This is a genomic window from Mesorhizobium sp. BR1-1-3 (assembly GCF_020165455.1).
Taxonomy (GTDB): Bacteria; Pseudomonadota; Alphaproteobacteria; order Rhizobiales; family Rhizobiaceae; genus Mesorhizobium; species Mesorhizobium ciceri.
The window spans coordinates 20,541-36,337 of the sequence record NZ_JAIUIC010000001.1 but is presented as its reverse complement, the minus strand read 5'-3'; the positions used below and the strand labels follow the sequence as shown (position 1 = coordinate 36,337).

General features: G+C 63.3%; 13 protein-coding genes. 4 read left to right on the top strand and 9 right to left on the bottom strand.

The genetic code is table 11. The features are described from left to right. The first annotated feature begins 52 nt into the window (after positions 1–52). A complete protein-coding gene (locus tag LB559_RS00155; protein ID WP_224672822.1) occupies positions 53–2,515 on the top strand; it encodes a ComEC/Rec2 family competence protein in 2,463 nt (820 codons plus the stop codon). Here the strand turns inward: LB559_RS00155 and lexA are convergent. From lexA to LB559_RS00135, 4 genes are all read right to left on the bottom strand, one after another. Then, positions 2,509–3,249: a transcriptional repressor LexA gene (gene lexA / locus LB559_RS00150; protein WP_013531746.1), complete on the bottom strand. Its 741-nt coding sequence runs from the start codon at positions 3,247–3,249 to the stop codon at positions 2,509–2,511. The genes LB559_RS00155 and lexA overlap by 7 nt on opposite strands. A gap of 410 nt (positions 3,250–3,659) precedes the next feature. After that, positions 3,660–4,907, bottom strand: a complete 1,248-nt coding sequence (kynU, locus tag LB559_RS00145; RefSeq protein WP_224672821.1) for a kynureninase — start codon at positions 4,905–4,907, stop codon at positions 3,660–3,662. 77 nt (positions 4,908–4,984) lie between these two features. Further along, the gene (gene kynA / locus LB559_RS00140; RefSeq protein WP_263498923.1) at positions 4,985–5,821 is read right to left on the bottom strand and encodes a tryptophan 2,3-dioxygenase; all 837 of its coding nucleotides are present in this window, start codon (positions 5,819–5,821) and stop codon (positions 4,985–4,987) included. Then, the gene (locus tag LB559_RS00135; RefSeq protein ID WP_224672820.1) at positions 5,818–7,443 is read right to left on the bottom strand and encodes an AMP-binding protein; all 1,626 of its coding nucleotides are present in this window, start codon (positions 7,441–7,443) and stop codon (positions 5,818–5,820) included. The genes kynA and LB559_RS00135 overlap by 4 nt, the downstream gene beginning before the upstream one ends. 313 nt (positions 7,444–7,756) lie before the next feature. Here LB559_RS00135 and LB559_RS00130 point away from each other — a divergent pair, with 313 nt between their 5' ends. Further along, complete coding sequence (locus LB559_RS00130; RefSeq protein ID WP_064995868.1) at positions 7,757–8,587, top strand: alpha/beta hydrolase; 831 nt, start codon at positions 7,757–7,759, stop codon at positions 8,585–8,587. A gap of 48 nt (positions 8,588–8,635) precedes the next feature. On the opposite strand, the gene glp is transcribed toward LB559_RS00130, so the two are convergent. Genes glp through LB559_RS00105 form a run of 5 tightly spaced genes read right to left on the bottom strand, consistent with a single transcriptional unit; the run spans position 8,636 to position 14,041 of the window. Beyond that, positions 8,636–9,841, bottom strand: coding sequence for a gephyrin-like molybdotransferase Glp (glp, locus tag LB559_RS00125; RefSeq protein ID WP_064995869.1), 1,206 nt, complete (start codon positions 9,839–9,841; stop codon positions 8,636–8,638). Continuing rightward, positions 9,841–10,323, bottom strand: coding sequence for a cyclic pyranopterin monophosphate synthase MoaC (gene moaC, locus LB559_RS00120; RefSeq protein WP_064995870.1), 483 nt, complete (start codon positions 10,321–10,323; stop codon positions 9,841–9,843). Before moaC ends, glp begins: the two co-directional genes overlap by 1 nt. 2 nt (positions 10,324–10,325) lie before the next feature. Next, on the bottom strand, positions 10,326–11,138 hold the full coding sequence (trpC, locus tag LB559_RS00115; protein ID WP_064995871.1) for an indole-3-glycerol phosphate synthase TrpC: 813 nt from the start codon (positions 11,136–11,138) through the stop codon (positions 10,326–10,328). A gap of 3 nt (positions 11,139–11,141) precedes the next feature. After that, on the bottom strand, positions 11,142–12,152 hold the full coding sequence (trpD, locus tag LB559_RS00110) for an anthranilate phosphoribosyltransferase (protein WP_024503335.1): 1,011 nt from the start codon (positions 12,150–12,152) through the stop codon (positions 11,142–11,144). After that, positions 12,149–14,041, bottom strand: coding sequence for a SurA N-terminal domain-containing protein (locus tag LB559_RS00105; RefSeq protein ID WP_013531737.1), 1,893 nt, complete (start codon positions 14,039–14,041; stop codon positions 12,149–12,151). Before LB559_RS00105 ends, trpD begins: the two co-directional genes overlap by 4 nt. Positions 14,042–14,186: 145 nt before the next feature. Between LB559_RS00105 and tpiA the strand changes: the two genes are divergently transcribed. After that, the gene (tpiA, locus tag LB559_RS00100) at positions 14,187–14,954 is read left to right on the top strand and encodes a triose-phosphate isomerase (RefSeq protein WP_224672819.1); all 768 of its coding nucleotides are present in this window, start codon (positions 14,187–14,189) and stop codon (positions 14,952–14,954) included. 170 nt (positions 14,955–15,124) lie between these two features. Further along, a complete protein-coding gene (gene secG, locus LB559_RS00095) occupies positions 15,125–15,595 on the top strand; it encodes a preprotein translocase subunit SecG (protein WP_064995874.1) in 471 nt (156 codons plus the stop codon). Positions 15,596–15,797 lie beyond the last annotated feature (202 nt).

The window sequence follows — 15,797 nt, the reverse complement described above, 5'->3', positions numbered from 1 at the left end:
GCTTTGCGCGTTCATGTAGCATAGGGTGTCGAGGGCGCAAGGGGCAGACCCGATGGCTGGACGAGGCTGGGGCTCGGATCAGGGCGAGGACGCTGCCATTGGCGTCAGCGAACGGTCCCTGTTTGCGCCTCTGCCAGCCTCATTGCCGCCGCCGTCGCCCCTCGTGCCGGATTCCGGCAAGCTGCCCTTGCAAACGGGTATCGCCGCCTCTGTTCCTGTTGCCGGAACCGGCAGGATCGTGCGCGTGCGCCGGCAGATCGGCCTGATATCACTGCCACGCCTGCGCCACAGCGTGAACATGGCGGCGAGCCTGGAACTCGACCGGGGCGTGGCCTTCCTGCTGGTACCGGTCTGCCTTGCGATCGGAGCGATCGGCTATTTTTCGCTGACGGCTGAACCCGACTTTGCGAGACCTGTCGCGGTTGTCATCCTGACGGGGATCTGTGCGCTGGTCTCGCGCTCATGGCCAAAGACCCATCTGTGTTTCATGGCGGCACTTTTGTGCGCCCTAGGGCTGCTTGCTGCCAAGGTCGAGACGTGGCGTGCGGGCACACAAATGTTGGGCTCGGAAATCTCGACGCAGGTGACCGGCCGCGTCGTCTCGCTCGACCGTATGGAAACTGGCCGTATCCGGCTGACCATCGACGTAACATCGACCGCAAGACCGAAACTGCGCTATGCGCCGGAACGGGTACGGCTTTCGGCACGCAAGATCCCGGCTGACGTGACCGCAGGCTCTCTCATCACTGGATATGCCAAGCTTTTGCCGCCGACCGGGCCGGTGCGACCGGACAGCTATGATTTCTCCTTCGACAGCTATTTTGCCGGCATTGGCGGCAGCGGGTTCTTTCTCGGCAATCCCAAGCTTGTCGTCAGCGATGATGGCGACATGCCGCTGTCGGCCCGAATTTCCTCCAGCGTGGAAAATGCCCGTGAAGGCATCGCCGACCATATCAGGGCGAGCGTCGGCGGCGCCGAAGGCGAGATCGCCGCGGCGCTGATCGTCGGCGTGCGCGCCGGCATTCCCGACGACATCAATGAGGCGATGCGACGTACCGGCATCTACCACATCATCTCCATTTCGGGACTGCATATGGCTCTGGTCGCCGGCACCATCATGGGGTTGCTGCGCGGCGCCTTCGCCTTGTTTCCCGATTTTTCCGCGCGTCGCCCGGTCAAGAAGTATGCCGCTGCCGCCGCACTGTTCTCGATCGCAGCCTACCTCGTCATCTCAGGTATCGTCGTCGCCGCCGAACGCAGCTTCATCATGCTGGCAGTGATGCTGATTGCAGTTCTGTTCGATCGAGCAGCACTCACCATGCGCAATCTGGCGATCTCGGCGATCGCCGTCATCGTGGTGTCGCCGCATGAGGTGGTCGGCCCGAGTTTTCAGATGTCGTTCGCCGCGACCGCGGCTCTGGTCGGCGCCTATGCCGGCTGGGCGGATCACCGCGCGGGAAAAGCAAGAACGCCGCCGCCGAAGCGATCCTTGCCCGGGTTCCTGACACGAAAATTCCTGCTGGCGGCAATCGGTCTGGCCATGACCTCGATCATCGCCGGCAGCGCCACGACGCTGTTTGCCATCTGGCATTTTCAGCGTGTGTCGCCGCTCAGCCTGTTCGCCAATCTCGCGGTTATGCCGATCGTCACCGTCGTCATGTTCCTGGCCGTCGCCAGCGCGCTGCTGATGCCTTTCGGATTGGATTGGCCAGCTCTCTACCTGATGGGCAAGGGCCTGACGATGATGATCGCCATATCAGGCTGGATCTCCGAGCGTTCGCCTGTCGATGGGGTCGGGCTGATTTCGCAGCAGTCGGTCCTGCTGGTGGCCATTGCCCTGGTCATCGCGACGATGGCGACGACATGGCTGCGGCTCGCGGCTCTGCCATTCGCGTTGGCAGGCTTGCTGACCGTCTCGGATACGCGCACGCCCGATGTGCTGATCTCGGAAGACGCCCGGCTGGTGGCGTTGCCGATCGGTGGCGGTGAGCTTGCCGTTAGCCGGCAACGGCCGAACGGATTCACCGTCGACAACTGGAAACGCGCGCTGACATCGGAAACCATTGTCGTTCCGGAAGTGTTCGACAACAGCGATGGGCAATTCGACGTCGCGGATGCCGTTGAGCTACCGCCGGGATCGCCGTTCTATTGCTCCTCAGGCGTTTGCGTGGCCAGGCACATGTCCGGTGCGATCATTGCCTATGTCGAGGACCGCAAGGACACCTGGAAAGCCTGCGGCTTCGCCGAGCTGATCGTCGTCAACGACGCCACCGCCTATGACGCCTGTCATAACCCGCTGGTTCTCGTCATCACCAAGCGGCAACTGGCTCGCAAAGGCAGTGCCGCGGTCTTCTTCGATCGCCAATCGGCGACCACGCCGGCGACGATCAGCTTCGCGGTGGACAGCCCATATCGGCCCTGGCACACGCAACGCAAATACTCTCGCGAGGCGAGGGGGCTGGCACCCTTCAAGAAACCCGAGAAGCCAGTGGTCAACCCACAGCCGTCTCAGTAGCGACGGATCAGGCCGACGAGCTTGCCTTGCACCTTGACCCTATCGGGCCCGAAAATCCGTGTCTCGTAGGCTGGATTGGCGGCTTCGAGGGCAATCGAGGCGCCCTTGCGGCGGAACCGCTTCAGCGTCGCTTCCTCTTCATCGACCAGCGCCACGATGATCTCGCCGGGGCTGGCCGTGTCGGCGTTGCGGATGATGACGGTGTCGCCGTCGAAGATGCCGGCCTCGATCATCGAATCGCCCTTGACCTCCAGCGCATAGTGCGCGCCGCCCATGATCATGTCCGGCGGCACCGAAATCGAATGCGTCTGATGTTGGATGGCATCGATCGGCACGCCGGCGGCGATGCGACCCATGACCGGGATCGAAACGGCAGAGACCGCATCGTCGTCATTGCCGGGCGAAGGCATCCGCGAAGGCGCCGGCTTGATCTGCCGGCCAAGAGCACCACCCTGACCAAGACTGCCCTGGATGACGCTTGGCGAAAACTTCTTTGCCGCATTGAGGCCTGGCGCGATGGAGTCCGGCAGCCGCAGCACTTCCAGCGCGCGGGCCCGATTGGGCAGCCGGCGGATAAAGCCGCGCTCCTCAAGGGCCGTGATCAGCCGATGAATCCCGGATTTGGAGGCAAGGTCGAGCGCCTCCTTCATCTCGTCGAAGGATGGCGGAATGCCGCTCTCCTTCAGGCGTTCGTGGATGAACATCAGCAGTTCATGTTGCTTGCGTGTCAGCATGGCGGCCCCCAGGTTCCCTGAAACCAGAATCGAAAAACAAACCCAGAACAAACACTATCTGTTCCAGTTGTGTTCTGCAACCGTTTAAAGTTTAATGAATTTGTTAAGGCTACTGAAATTATTTGGCGCTTGCCAGCGGGTTACGATCGACGGGCGCCACCTTCGGCAATGCGCCTGCTCACATTGAAATTGTTATGGTTAATGACCTGTGGCTTATCCCCTACCAAAGCTTGGCATTATCTGTCGATCGACCTCGACAAGGGGCGATTGCAACCTTCGGGACGTTCGTTGGCCGTGAACGAAACGGAGCCAAAACGCCAACGTCAGTTGGGCATTTTGGCTGGAAATTCAGCTCTCCGTTATTTGCCAGGCAGTGAGGGCAGCGACGGCGGATCGCCGGGATCGGTGCGTCAGGTAACGGCTTCCTTGACGGCGAAACGCTGGTCCTTCCATGCACCCGTGCGCAGAATGTCTTCCAGAACCTCAACCGCCAGCCACACATCCTTGTAGCTGACATAGAGCGGCGTGAAGCCGAAACGGATGGTCGACGGTGCGCGGAAGTCACCGATCACCCCGCGCTCGATCAGCGCCCGCATGATTTGATAGCCATGGTCGTGAAGGAACGACACCTGGCTGCCGCGCCTGGTCGCGTCGCGGGTAGTCTCCAGCGCGAGACCGTAGGCGCCGCACTTGGCTTCGACGAGCTGGATGAACAGTTCTGTCTGCGCGACGCTCTTCTTTCGCAATGCCGCCATGTCGACGTCGCTCCAGATGGCAAGCGCGCCTTTGAGCGCCCGCATCGACAGGACCGGTTGCGTACCGCACAGAAAACGGCGGATGCCGGTGCCGGCAACATAACCCCGTTCGAAGGCAAAGGGCCGCGCATGGCCCCACCAGCCGCTGAGCGGCTGGCTGATATCGCCGTGGTGGCGCTGTGCGGCATAGATGAAGGCCGGCGCGCCCGGACCGCCGTTGAGGTACTTGTACGTGCAGCCGACAGCGAAATCGGCATTTGCCTGATCGAGCTCGACGGGCAGGGCGCCGGCGGTGTGGCAGAGATCCCAGACGATCAGCGCTCCGGCCGCATGAGCCCTGCGCGTCAGCGCCGTCATGTCGCGCAGTTCACCCGATTTGTAATTGACGTGGTTGACCAGCACCACCGCGACGTTTTCGTCGATCAGCTCTTCGATGGTCGGCGCGTCGACGCCCGCGAGGCGCAGCAGGACGCCATCCCGGGTCGAGGCCACGCCTTCGGCGATGTACAGGTCGGTGGGAAAACTGTCACCTTCGGCGACGATGGCTGACCGGCCGGGCCGCATCTCCATCGCTGCGTGCAGCACCTTGTAGATGTTGGTCGATGTCGTGTCGCAGACAACGGTCTGGCCGGCCGCGGCTCCTATCAGGCGTCCGAGTTGGTCGCCGAGTTCGATCGGCATCTCGAACCATCCGGCCGTGTTCCAGGCTCGGATAAGATCTCGGGCCCATTCCTGCGTCGCCGCCTGCTGCAGCTCGCCGAAAACGGCATGAGATGCTGCCCCCAGTGAATTGCCGTCGAGATAGATCACCCCCTCCGGCAGAATGAAACGGTCGCGCATGGCCCGCAGCGGATCCGTGGCATCCATCGCTTCGACTGCGGCGAGATCAGGAATTCCACTCATGGTCAGTCCCCGGTTGTTCGCGAAGGGTTTCCGCCACAGAGCGTCCCTTCGGTGAGCCTGTTCTCATTTCGATGATGTCAGAGCCGAGTGCGGACCGTCCACAGCTCCGGAAACAGCACGACCTCGAGCATTTTCTTCAGATACGAAGCACCCGACGTGCCGCCGGTGCCGCGCTTCAGACCGATGATGCGCTCCACCGTGGTGACGTGGTTGAAGCGCCAGCGGCGGAAATAATCCTCGAAGTCGACCAGCTTCTCGGCCAGTTCGTAGAACATCCAGTAGCGCTGCGGATCGCGGTAGATAGTCTGCCAGGCGACCAGGACCTCTTCATTCTCGGTTCGCGTCTCACGCCAGTCCGTGCGCCTGGCATCGGCACCGATGTCGCATCCGTTGCGCGCCAAAAGCAGCAGCGCTTCGTCGTAGAGCGATGGCTCGGCCAGAATGGCTTCCAGCTTTCCGCTGAGGTCAGGCCGATGCTTGTGAGGGCCGAGCATGGCCAGGTTGCGGTTGCCGGCCATGAACTCGATGGCGCGATACTGCCAGGACTGGAAACCCGAGGACTGGCCGAGCGCGTCGCGAAACTCGGTATATTCGCTGGGCGTCATCGTCCGCAGCACATCCCAGGCATTGTTCAGCTGCTCGAAGATGCGCGCGACTCGCGACAGCATCTTGAAGCTCGGCTCGAGCCGGTCGGCGCGGATCGAGCGGATCGCGGCGCCAATCTCGTGCAAAGCGAGCTTCATCCACAGTTCCGAGGTCTGGTGCTGGATGATGAACAGCATCTCGTCATGCGCCGACGACAGCGGCGTCTGCGCCTCCAGCACTTTCTCCAGGTGCAGATAGTCGCTGTACGACATGCGCTCGTTGAACGACATCTGTGCGCCTTCGGACGCCGGATCGTAGGGCTCGCTCAATTGACTTTCTCCGTGCGCAGCCGGAAGCGCTGGATCTTGCCGGTCTGGGTCTTGGGCAAAGCAGCAATGAATTTCACCGATCGCGGGTATTTGTAGGGCGCGATCGTCGCCTTGACATGGTCCTGCAGGCGCTTGGTGGTCAATGCGTCAGGCGCCACGCCCTGCACCAGCACGACATGCGCCTCGACGATCTGGCCGCGCTCGGCGTCCTCGGCGCCGATCACCGCGCATTCGGCGACGTCGGGATGTGACAGAAGTGCGGCCTCGACCTCGGGGCCGGCAATGTTGTAGCCGGCGCTGACGATCATATCGTCGGAGCGCGCGGCGAAATGGAAGAAGCCGTCCTCGTCCTGCGTGAAGGTGTCGCCGGTGATGTTCCAGCCGTCGCGCACGTAGTCCTTCTGCCTGATATCGGCCATGTAGCGGCAGCCGGTCGGGCCGCGCACCGCCAGCCTGCCGGTCGCGCCGCGCGGTACTTCGCGCATCTCGTCGTCGACGATGCGCGCCTCGTAGCCGCCGACCGGCTTGCCGGTCGACGCGGGCTTCATGTCGCCAAAGCGGTTGGAGATGAAGATGTGCAGCATTTCGGTGGCGCCGATGCCGTCGAGGATCGGCTTGCCGGTCTTTTGCGTCCACTCTTCGAAAACCGGAGCGGGCAAGGTTTCGCCGGCTGAAACGGCAACCCGCAGCGAAGACAAATCGGCACCTTCATCCATGGCCTTCAGCATGGCGCGGTAGGCAGTCGGTGCGGTGAAGGAGATCGTGGCTTTGTAGGTCTCGATGATGTGGATCATGTTGGGTGGCGTCGCCTGCTCCAGCAGCGTCGCCGCCGCACCGAAGCGCAGGGGAAAGATAGCGAGCCCGCCAAGGCCGAAGGTGAAGGCCAGCGGCGGCGAGCCGACGAAGATGTCGTCCGGCGTCACCTCCAGGATTTCGCGGGCATAGGCGTCGGCGATGATCAGGAGGTCGCGGTGGAAATGCATCGTCGCCTTCGGCACGCCTGTCGTGCCCGAGGTGAAGCCGAGCAGCGCGACATCGTCGCAGCCGGTGTTGACGGCGGTGAATGTCACCGGCTTGTCGAGAGCGGCACGATCGAGCTCGGCATCATGGTTGGCGGTGCCGTCGAAGCCTATGACCTGTTTGAGGAAGGTGCTGTCCTTGGCGCAGGCGGTCATCTCGTCCATCAGCCTGGTGTCGCAGAGCGCGACGGTGATTTCCGCCTTGTCGACGATCTTGGCCAGTTCGCCGGCGCGCAGCATAGGCATGGTGTTGACGACCACGGCGCCGACCTTGGTGGCAGCCAGCCAGCAGGCGACCATGGCGGGGTTGTTGGCCGAGCGGATCAGCACCCGGTTGCCGGGCTCGACGCCATAATTCTCGACCAGCGCGTGGGCGAGCCTGTTCGTCCAGTCGGACAGTTCCTTGTAGGTGCGGCGGCGGCCATTGCCGATCAGGGCTGTGCGGTCGCCGAGGCCCTTCTCGACCAGCCGGTCGGTCAGTTCGACACCGGCGTTGAGGCGTTCGGGATAGTCGAAGCCGTCGAGCAGTATATCGGGCCATTGCTCCGGCGGCGGCAGGTGATCGCGCGTGAACGTGTCGATATGCGCTGAAGGCCCAAGCATGTCGCCGCTCTCCCGTCTGCTGCCTGGCCAGTGCGCAATGCGCCTTGGCTGGATGTGGTGGATCCTAAGGTCCTGCTCTGAGGAGGCTTCGTGCTGCCCATCACGCCTGCTCGGAGATGCGCGCCGAAAGGGTGAACATCTGCAGGTGAGGGCAGCACAGCAGACCTCCCATTGTCGGCTGTTCGTACGGGCAGGATCGCACCAGTCGAAATTTGTTTCAAGCCTAAAATGTTTTTGCCCTGGAGCATTGACGCATGGCGTGGCGCTGGCCATTGCTAGCGCAACAGCGATGCCGTTTTGGGGGAGGGCGCAGATGTTCGAACGTCACATCGTCGATTGGGATGATGCCTATGCCAACGGCGCGAACATTGCCGGCAGCGACCGTTGGCCAGCCGCCTGGGCCGAGCCAGCGGCAGCATTCCGCGATGCGCTCTCGGCAGAGAGCCGGGCACGGCTCGACATCGCCTATGGCGACGGGCCGCGAAATCGGCTCGATCTTTTCCTTCCCAAGGCCGCGCCCAAAGGACTGGTGGTGATTATCCATGGCGGTTACTGGCTGGAGACCGACAAGAGCTTGTGGTCGCATCTCGCCAATGGCGCGGTCGGCAGCGGCTTCGCCGTTGCGATGCCCTCCTACACGCTGTGCCCGGACATACGCATCGCAGGCATCGTCCGGGAGGTCGGGGCGGCGATTGGCAAGGCAGCGGCAATGGTTGACGGACCGCTGATGCTGACCGGACATTCGGCCGGCGGCCATCTCGCCACCCGGATGGTGACGACAACCACGCCTCTGGCGCCGGATGTGGCGCGGCGCATACGCCATGTCGTTTCGATTTCAGGTCTACACGATTTGCGTCCGCTCATGCGCACCGGCATGAACAAGGACCTGGCAATCGACGAAGAGGAGGCGCTGGCTGAAAGCCCAGCCCTGCTGCGCCCGATGGATGGCGCCCGCATCACCTGCTGGGCCGGCGGCGGTGAGCGCGCCGAGTTCCTGCGCCAGAATGCGTTGCTTGCCAACATCTGGACCGGCCTTGGCGCCACCACCAGCACCGTGGTCGAGCCCGACCGGCATCACTACGACATTGTCGACGGCCTTACCGATCCGGCGCATCCGCTGACGCAGAGCTTGATCTCGAACTAGAGCCGAGATCACTTTCTCGTCTGTTATGAACGGCTTGCCTGGAATTCCTCAGCGCAGCATCAAAACGCTGCAAGCCTCGCCCGCGGCTGCTGCAGGGGCAAACGGCGCCCGCACGATCAGCCCGTTGGCGTCGGCCAGCATTCTCAGCATCGAGGAATCCTGAATGCCGAACGGCGTCGCCACCAGCGCGCCGTCATCTTCCCTGACCACGGCTCGGACATAGTCCTGGCGCAAATCATTGGCCGGCATTGCGGTACCCAGTCGCGCTGGGCGAATGTCCTGGCGATGGTTGCGGCCACCGAGCCGCGCCAGCAGCGGCTTCAGGAACAGTTGCGAGCAGACCAGGCTTGCCACCGGGTTGCCGGGCAGGCCGATGCACCTGATATCGCCGAGGCGGCCGAACATCAGCGGCTTGCCGGGGCGCATGGCGATCTTCCAGAAGCCGAGCGTCATGCCTTCGCCGGTCAGCACATCGTGGATCAGGTCGTGATCGCCGACCGAGGCGCCACCAAGCGTCACGATGACATCCGCACCGGCCGCGACCGCTTTTTGCACCAGTTCGGCGATGGCCTCCTTGCGATCGGCGGCAATGCCGAGATCGAGCGCGCGGGCGCCGACCGAGTGTGCGGTGGCAGCGACGCCATAGGCATTGGACGAGATGATCTGGTCCGGGCCGAGATCACTGCCCGGCGGCAGCAATTCGTCGCCGGTGGCAATGATGGCGACCAGCGGTCGTCTTACCACCTTGACCTGGGGATGGTTGGCCGATGCTGCCAGCGACAGTGCCGCCGGGTCGAGCAAACGGCCTCTTTCGAGCAGCATGTCGCCTGTTGAAAAATCGAGCCCGATGCGACGGATATTGCGCCATTGCGCCGTCGGCTCGGTCACTTCGATTTCGCCGCCGCCGAGGTCGCGGACATTCTCCTGGATGACGATGGTGTCGGCGCCTTCGGGCAGCGGAGCGCCGGTGAAGATACGCACCGCTTGTCGCTGGCCGACCGTGCCGTCAAAGCCGCGCCCGGCAGGCGCCATGCCGATTACTGATAGTTTCGATGGTACCGACGCCACGTCGGCGGCTCGAGCGGCATAGCCATCCATGGCGGAAGCATTGAAAGGTGGCTGGGTACGGAGTGCCACGACCGGTTCCGCCAGAACACGATCCACCGCCTCGAACAGAGGAACGCTTTCGCCGGCTAGAGGTGCCGCACCATCGAGCAGGCGCTCAAGCGCCTCCGCGATAGGAACCAGCGCCATCAGGAACTCGCCTTGTAGTCACCCGACTTGCCACCGGTCTTTTCGACCAGGCAGATGCCGGTGATGACCATGGCGCGGTCTACTGCTTTGGCCATGTCGTAGATGGTCAGGCAGGCTACCGAAGCGGCCGTCAGCGCTTCCATCTCGACGCCCGTCTTGCCGGTGACGCGGGCCAGTGCGGTGACCTTCAGGCCAGGTAAAGCGTGGTCCGGCTCGATGTCGACGGAAACCTTGGTCAGCAGCAGCGGATGGCAGAGCGGGATCAGCTCATGCGTCTTCTTCGCCGCCATGATGCCGGCAATGCGCGCGGTGCCGAGCACGTCACCCTTCTTCGCGTTGCCGGCGAGGATCATCTTCAGCGTCTCGGGCTGCATCGCGACAAAGCCTTCGGCGATCGCCGTGCGCGTTGTTTCTTCCTTGTCGCCGACATCGACCATGTTGGCCTCGCCCTGCGCGCCGAGATGGGTCAGGCCTGATACCATCGTCAGATAGCCTCGGCCAAAGCCTTGCCTGTCAGAAGCAGGCGCGTCGCGGTGGTGACGTCCTGTTGCCGCATCAGGCTCTCGCCGACAAGAAAAGTGCCGATGTCGCTCTTTTGCAGCCTGAGGCAGTCGTCATGGGTGAAAATACCGCTCTCGCTGACCAGCAGGCGGCCGCCCGGCACCATGGGTGCCAGCCGCTCCGACGTTTTAAGGCTGGTTTCAAATGTTCTCAGATTGCGGTTGTTGATGCCGATCAGCCGCGACGACAGTTTTAGCGCGCGCAGCGTCTCGGACTCATCATGCACCTCGATCAGCGCATCCATGCCGAGTTCGAATGCCGTTGCCTCAAGCTCGCTCGCCAGGGCGTCGTCGACGCTGGCCATGATGATCAGGATGGCATCCGCCCCCCAGGCGCGGGCTTCGTAGACCTGATAGGGATCGAACAGGAAATCCTTGCGCAGCGCCGGCAGCGCGACGGCGGCTCGCGCCCGGGTGAGAAATTCCGGCGCGCCCTGGAAGGACGGTGCGTCGGTCAGCACCGAAAGACAGGCAGCGCCACCCTTGGCATAGGCCTGCGCCAGCGCCGGCGGATCGAAATCGGCGCGGATCAGCCCCTTGGACGGGCTTGCCTTCTTGATCTCGGCGATCAGCGCAAAGGCGCCGGATTTGCGCTTTGCTTCGAGCGCGGCAAGAAAGCCGCGCGGTGCGTCGGCGTCCTTGGCTCGCGCCTTGATTTCGGCCAGCGGCACACGTGCCTTTGCCGCCGCGATCTCGTCGCGCTTGTAGGCCTCGATCTTGCGAAGAATGTCAGACACGTTTTACCCGTTCGAAATCTCGACCAGCCTGTCGAGCACTTGCAGGGCCCGGCCGCTGTCGATGGCTTGCGCGGCGAGCGCGATGCCGTCGGCAAGCGTCGTCGCCTTGCCCGCCACCACCAGGCCGGCGCCGGCATTCATCAGCACGGTGTCGCGATAGGCGCCGGCAGCGCCGCCCAACATATCGCGCAAGGCTTTGGCATTGTAGTCCGCATCGCCGCCACGCAGTTCGTCCCTGCTGTGGCGCGGCAACCCGACCGCTTCAGGCGTCAGGGTGAAGCTGCGGATCTCGCCGCCGATCAGTTCGGCGACCTGCGTCTCGCCGGTGGTGGTGATCTCGTCATAGCCGTCGCCATGAGCAACCCAGGCATGCTCCGCACCCAGTGCCTTCAGCGTCTCGGCAACCGGCAGGATCCATTCCGGCAGGAACACACCGACCAGCTGCCGCTTGACGCCAGCTGGATTGGAGAGCGGCCCGAGCAGGTTGAAGATGGTGCGGGTGCCGAGTTCGACGCGGGTCGGACCGACATGTTTCATCGCTGGATGGTGCGCGGGCGCGAACATGAAACCAATGCCAGCCTCGTGGATGCAGCGGCCGATGAATTCGGGCGAGATGTCGATCTTGACGCCGAGCGCAACCAGCACGTCGGCGGCTCCTGTCAGCGAGGACAGGCCACGATTGCCGTGCTTGGCAACCGGCACACCACTGCCGGCGATGACAAAGGCCGATCCCGTGGAAATATTGACGCTGTGGGAATTGTCCCCGCCGGTGCCGACGATATCGATGGCGCCGTCCGGCGCGTCGACTTGCAGCATCTTGGCCCGCATGGTGGCGACGGCGCCGGAAATCTCGCTCACCGTCTCGCCGCGCACGCGCAGCGCCATCAGGAAACCGCCGATCTGGCCGGGGGTCGCATCACCCGACATGATGATGTCGAAGGCCTCGCGCGCTTCCTCGAAGGAAAGCGCGCTACCGGTCGCGATCTTGGCGATATGGGTTTTCAGCGCGCTCATCTTGTCGAGGCTTGGGCGACGGCGGCCTGGTCGACGCGAACGTCGTACTGCGTCTGCAACTGCGCCACCAATTGGTCGAGCAGGTCGTCCGACATGCCGGAGGTGAAGGATTTCTGTGCGTCATCCGGCACCGAGCTGGCATCGGCCCCGGCGGGCTCGAACACTTCGGCGACCTTGTACAGGATCTGTCCGTCGCCGGTAGGCGAGGGGATCAGGCCGGTACCGCCTTCGCCGACTCCGAACATCGCTGCGGCACCTTCCTTGCCGAAATCGACGTCGTCAGCCTCGCGCTTGACACCGCGCTTGGTCTGCTTTTCCAGCTTCAGTTCGCTGGCAATGACATCGAGCGTTGCGCCGGCCTTGAGCCGCTTTTCCAGCTCGTCAGCCTTGGCGGCGAGCCGCTTGCTTGTTTCCGCCGCCGTCCAGTCGGCCACGACTTTCTGACGAACCTCATCCAGCGTGCGGTCGCGAGCCGGCGTGATGGACGCCACCTCATAGAAGACGAAGCCGTTGTCGGCTGTGGTCAAGGCATCGTTTTCCGTGTTGGGTTCGGCGTCGAAGACGGCTTTGATCAGCTCCGGCGATTGCGGCAGGTCCTTGACGATGCTTGCATCTGGCCGCAGTCCACTGCGATCGATGGCATCGATGGTGACGACCTTCAGCTTCAGCTTGGCCGCGGCGTCGGCCAGCGAACTGCCGGCGGCGCGGGTGTCATCGTAATTGTCGCGCACGTCCAGAAGGATGCGGCTTGCCTCGCCCAGCGCCAGATCCTTGCGGATCTGGTCGGACACCTCGGCCAGCGGCTTCACCACTTCGGGCTTGATCTCGGTGACACGCAGCAGCACCGGACCGAAGGCGCCCTGCACGACCTGGCTGACTTCATTGGCGTTAAGCGCGAAGGCGGCGTCGGCGACCGCCTTGTCGGCGATCTTGTCCTTGGCAAGCGTGCCGAGCAACGTGTCGGCCGGGGTCTTGCCTTCCGCCGTGACCAGCTTGTCGAAAGTGGCGCCTGCCTTGAGCGAATCGAGCGCGGCCTTGGCCGCATCCGGCGTCTTGAACACGAGCTGCTCGATGGTGCGCAATTCCGGCGTGGTGTAACGCGCCTTGTTCTTGTTGTAGTCGTCGCTGACCTGTTGGTCGGTGACGGCGGTCGGATCCATGATGTCGACCGGCTCGAGGCGGACATAGGAGAATTTGCGGTATTCGGGTGCCGCATATGTCTTCTTGTTGGCTTCGAAATAGGCCGAAAGCACGCTATCGGATGGCGCCGCGATCGGCTCCACCAGTGCCTTGGGCAGCGTCAAATAGTCGATGGTGCGGTCTTCGCCGCGATAGAGCGCAACTGCCTTGAAGAAAGTGTCCGGAGCCTTGAGGCCGTCCGAGACCGCCTCGACAATCTGCTGGCGCACCGCCACCTGAGCACGGTTCTTCAAATAGTCCTCGGGTCGCATGCCAATCTGCTGCAGCATATATTCGAACGTTCTGCGATCGAACTGGCCGCCCGGGCCTTTGAAGGCCGGGTCTTCGCGTGTCAGCTCGGCCAGCCGGTCCTTGGAAAGTCCGAGGCCCAGCTTGCGGGCCTGTTCATCGAGAACGGCACCCGAGACGAGCTGCGCCAGCACCTGGTTGTCGACACCGAGCGCCTTTGCCTGTTCGTGGCTGAGACGTTGGCCGAACTGCTGCGACATGACGGCGAGCTGGCGATCATAGGCGAGACGGTATTCGTTGATCGACACTTTGGTGCCGCCAGCGGTTATCACCGAATCATGGCCGGCCAAACCGCCCATCAGCCGTCCGGAAACGCCCCAGACCAAAAAGCTGAGCACCAGCAGCACCAACAGCCCCTTCGCGACCCAGGTGCCTGCCGCGCTTCTCAATATACCAAGCATTTTTACTTCCGATTTATGCGCATTTTCGCATGCGCCGAGTCTGAAACAAGCGCAATAGCGCCCTTCCGGCCCACTGTCGATTGCTTTGTGGCCTGATTTTGGTAGTGAGGGCCAGAGCCCCGATATCATCCGGAGAAGCAAACCCATGACGCCAGGAATTCGCCCGCTCGTCGCCGGCAACTGGAAAATGAACGGCACCAGCGCCTCCCTCAACGAGCTCAGGATAATCGGCAACGGCTTCATGAGTGGGCTTGACGCGGAGACCGAAGCGCTGGTTTGCGTTCCCGCAACCCTGCTTGCCCACGCCGCCGAGATCCTGTCGCGCACGCCGGTGCATGCCGGCGGCGAAGATTGCCACACCAAGGAGAGCGGCGCCTACACCGGCTGCATCTCGGCGGAAATGCTCAGGGATGCCGGTGCAAGCCATGTCATCGTCGGCCATTCCGAATGCCGCGAGCAACGCGGCGAGGATGACGCCACTGTCCAGGCCAAGGCATCCGCCGCATGGCGTGCCGGGCTTGTTGCCATCATTTGCGTCGGCGAAACGCATGAGCAGCGTGAAACGGGCGCCACGCTGGACGTGCTGTCGCGGCAGGTCGAGGGCTCGGTCCCGCCAAGCGCCACCCCGTCCAACACCATCATTGCCTATGAGCCGGTATGGGCGATCGGCACCGGCCTGACGCCGACGGCGGCCGACGTCGCTGCGGCACACGCACATATCCGCGAAAAGCTGTCGGAAAAGCTCGGCGGCGTCGCGGCGAAGGTGCGCATTCTCTATGGCGGCTCGGTCAAGCCCTCCAACGCGGTCGAACTGCTCGGCGTCAGGAATGTCGACGGCGCGCTGGTTGGCGGCGCCAGCCTGAAAGCGGCGGACTTTCTCGGCATCGCCGAGGCCTATCGCAATATTGCTTGAAGACATTTTCCCCGCCGGACAGGGCTTCCGGTGCACGAAATCGTTGCAAAGGACGGGTTGCTTCCCATATTCCGGCCACGGGCTTGGAAATGCCGTCAAAGCATTGTATTGAGCCGCCTCCAATTCACCGGTCGTGTCCGCGGCCGGGCAAGGCCTTGCCAGGATAAACTATGGAAACCGTACTGATCGTCATCCATCTCATGGTCGTGCTCGCCCTTGTCGGCGTGGTGCTGCTGCAGCGTTCCGAAGGCGGTGGCCTCGGCATCGGTGGCGGGTCCGGCTTCATGACCGCGCGTGGTGCGGCCAATGCGCTGACGCGTGCGACGGCGATCCTGGCGGCTGCCTTCTTCGCCACCTCCTTGACCCTGTCGATCGTCGCCCGCTACGGCGAAAAGCCGATCGATATCCTGGACCGCGTGCCGGCGACCTCGGACGGCGCCGGCAAAGGCGTGCTCAACCAGTTGCCTGGAACCACAACTTCGGCGCCCGCGGGCACCACCACGCCGACGCCGCCTTCCGGCAACGATGCTTCGGCTCCTGCGACTGCCCCGGCCACTGCGCCTGCCGCCGGCTCGACGCCGCCGGCGACCAACGGCACGGCTCCCGCCGCACCGGCGACCCCGCAGGTTCCAAACCAGTAGTCCTCGGTGCCTGAACCGCGATCTGTGGTCGTTTGAACACAGTCGCGGCAAATGCAGCGAGATCACGAAGATTCGACGGGGTGAGGCATAGCCCCACGCTTGAGGCGGCCGCGCTTATTCGACTATAGATTGCACGCGGCATTTCCGGCGCCCTTGGGGGGCGCTGGGCGACGCCGTGGCAACAAGCATAGAACGATCGGAT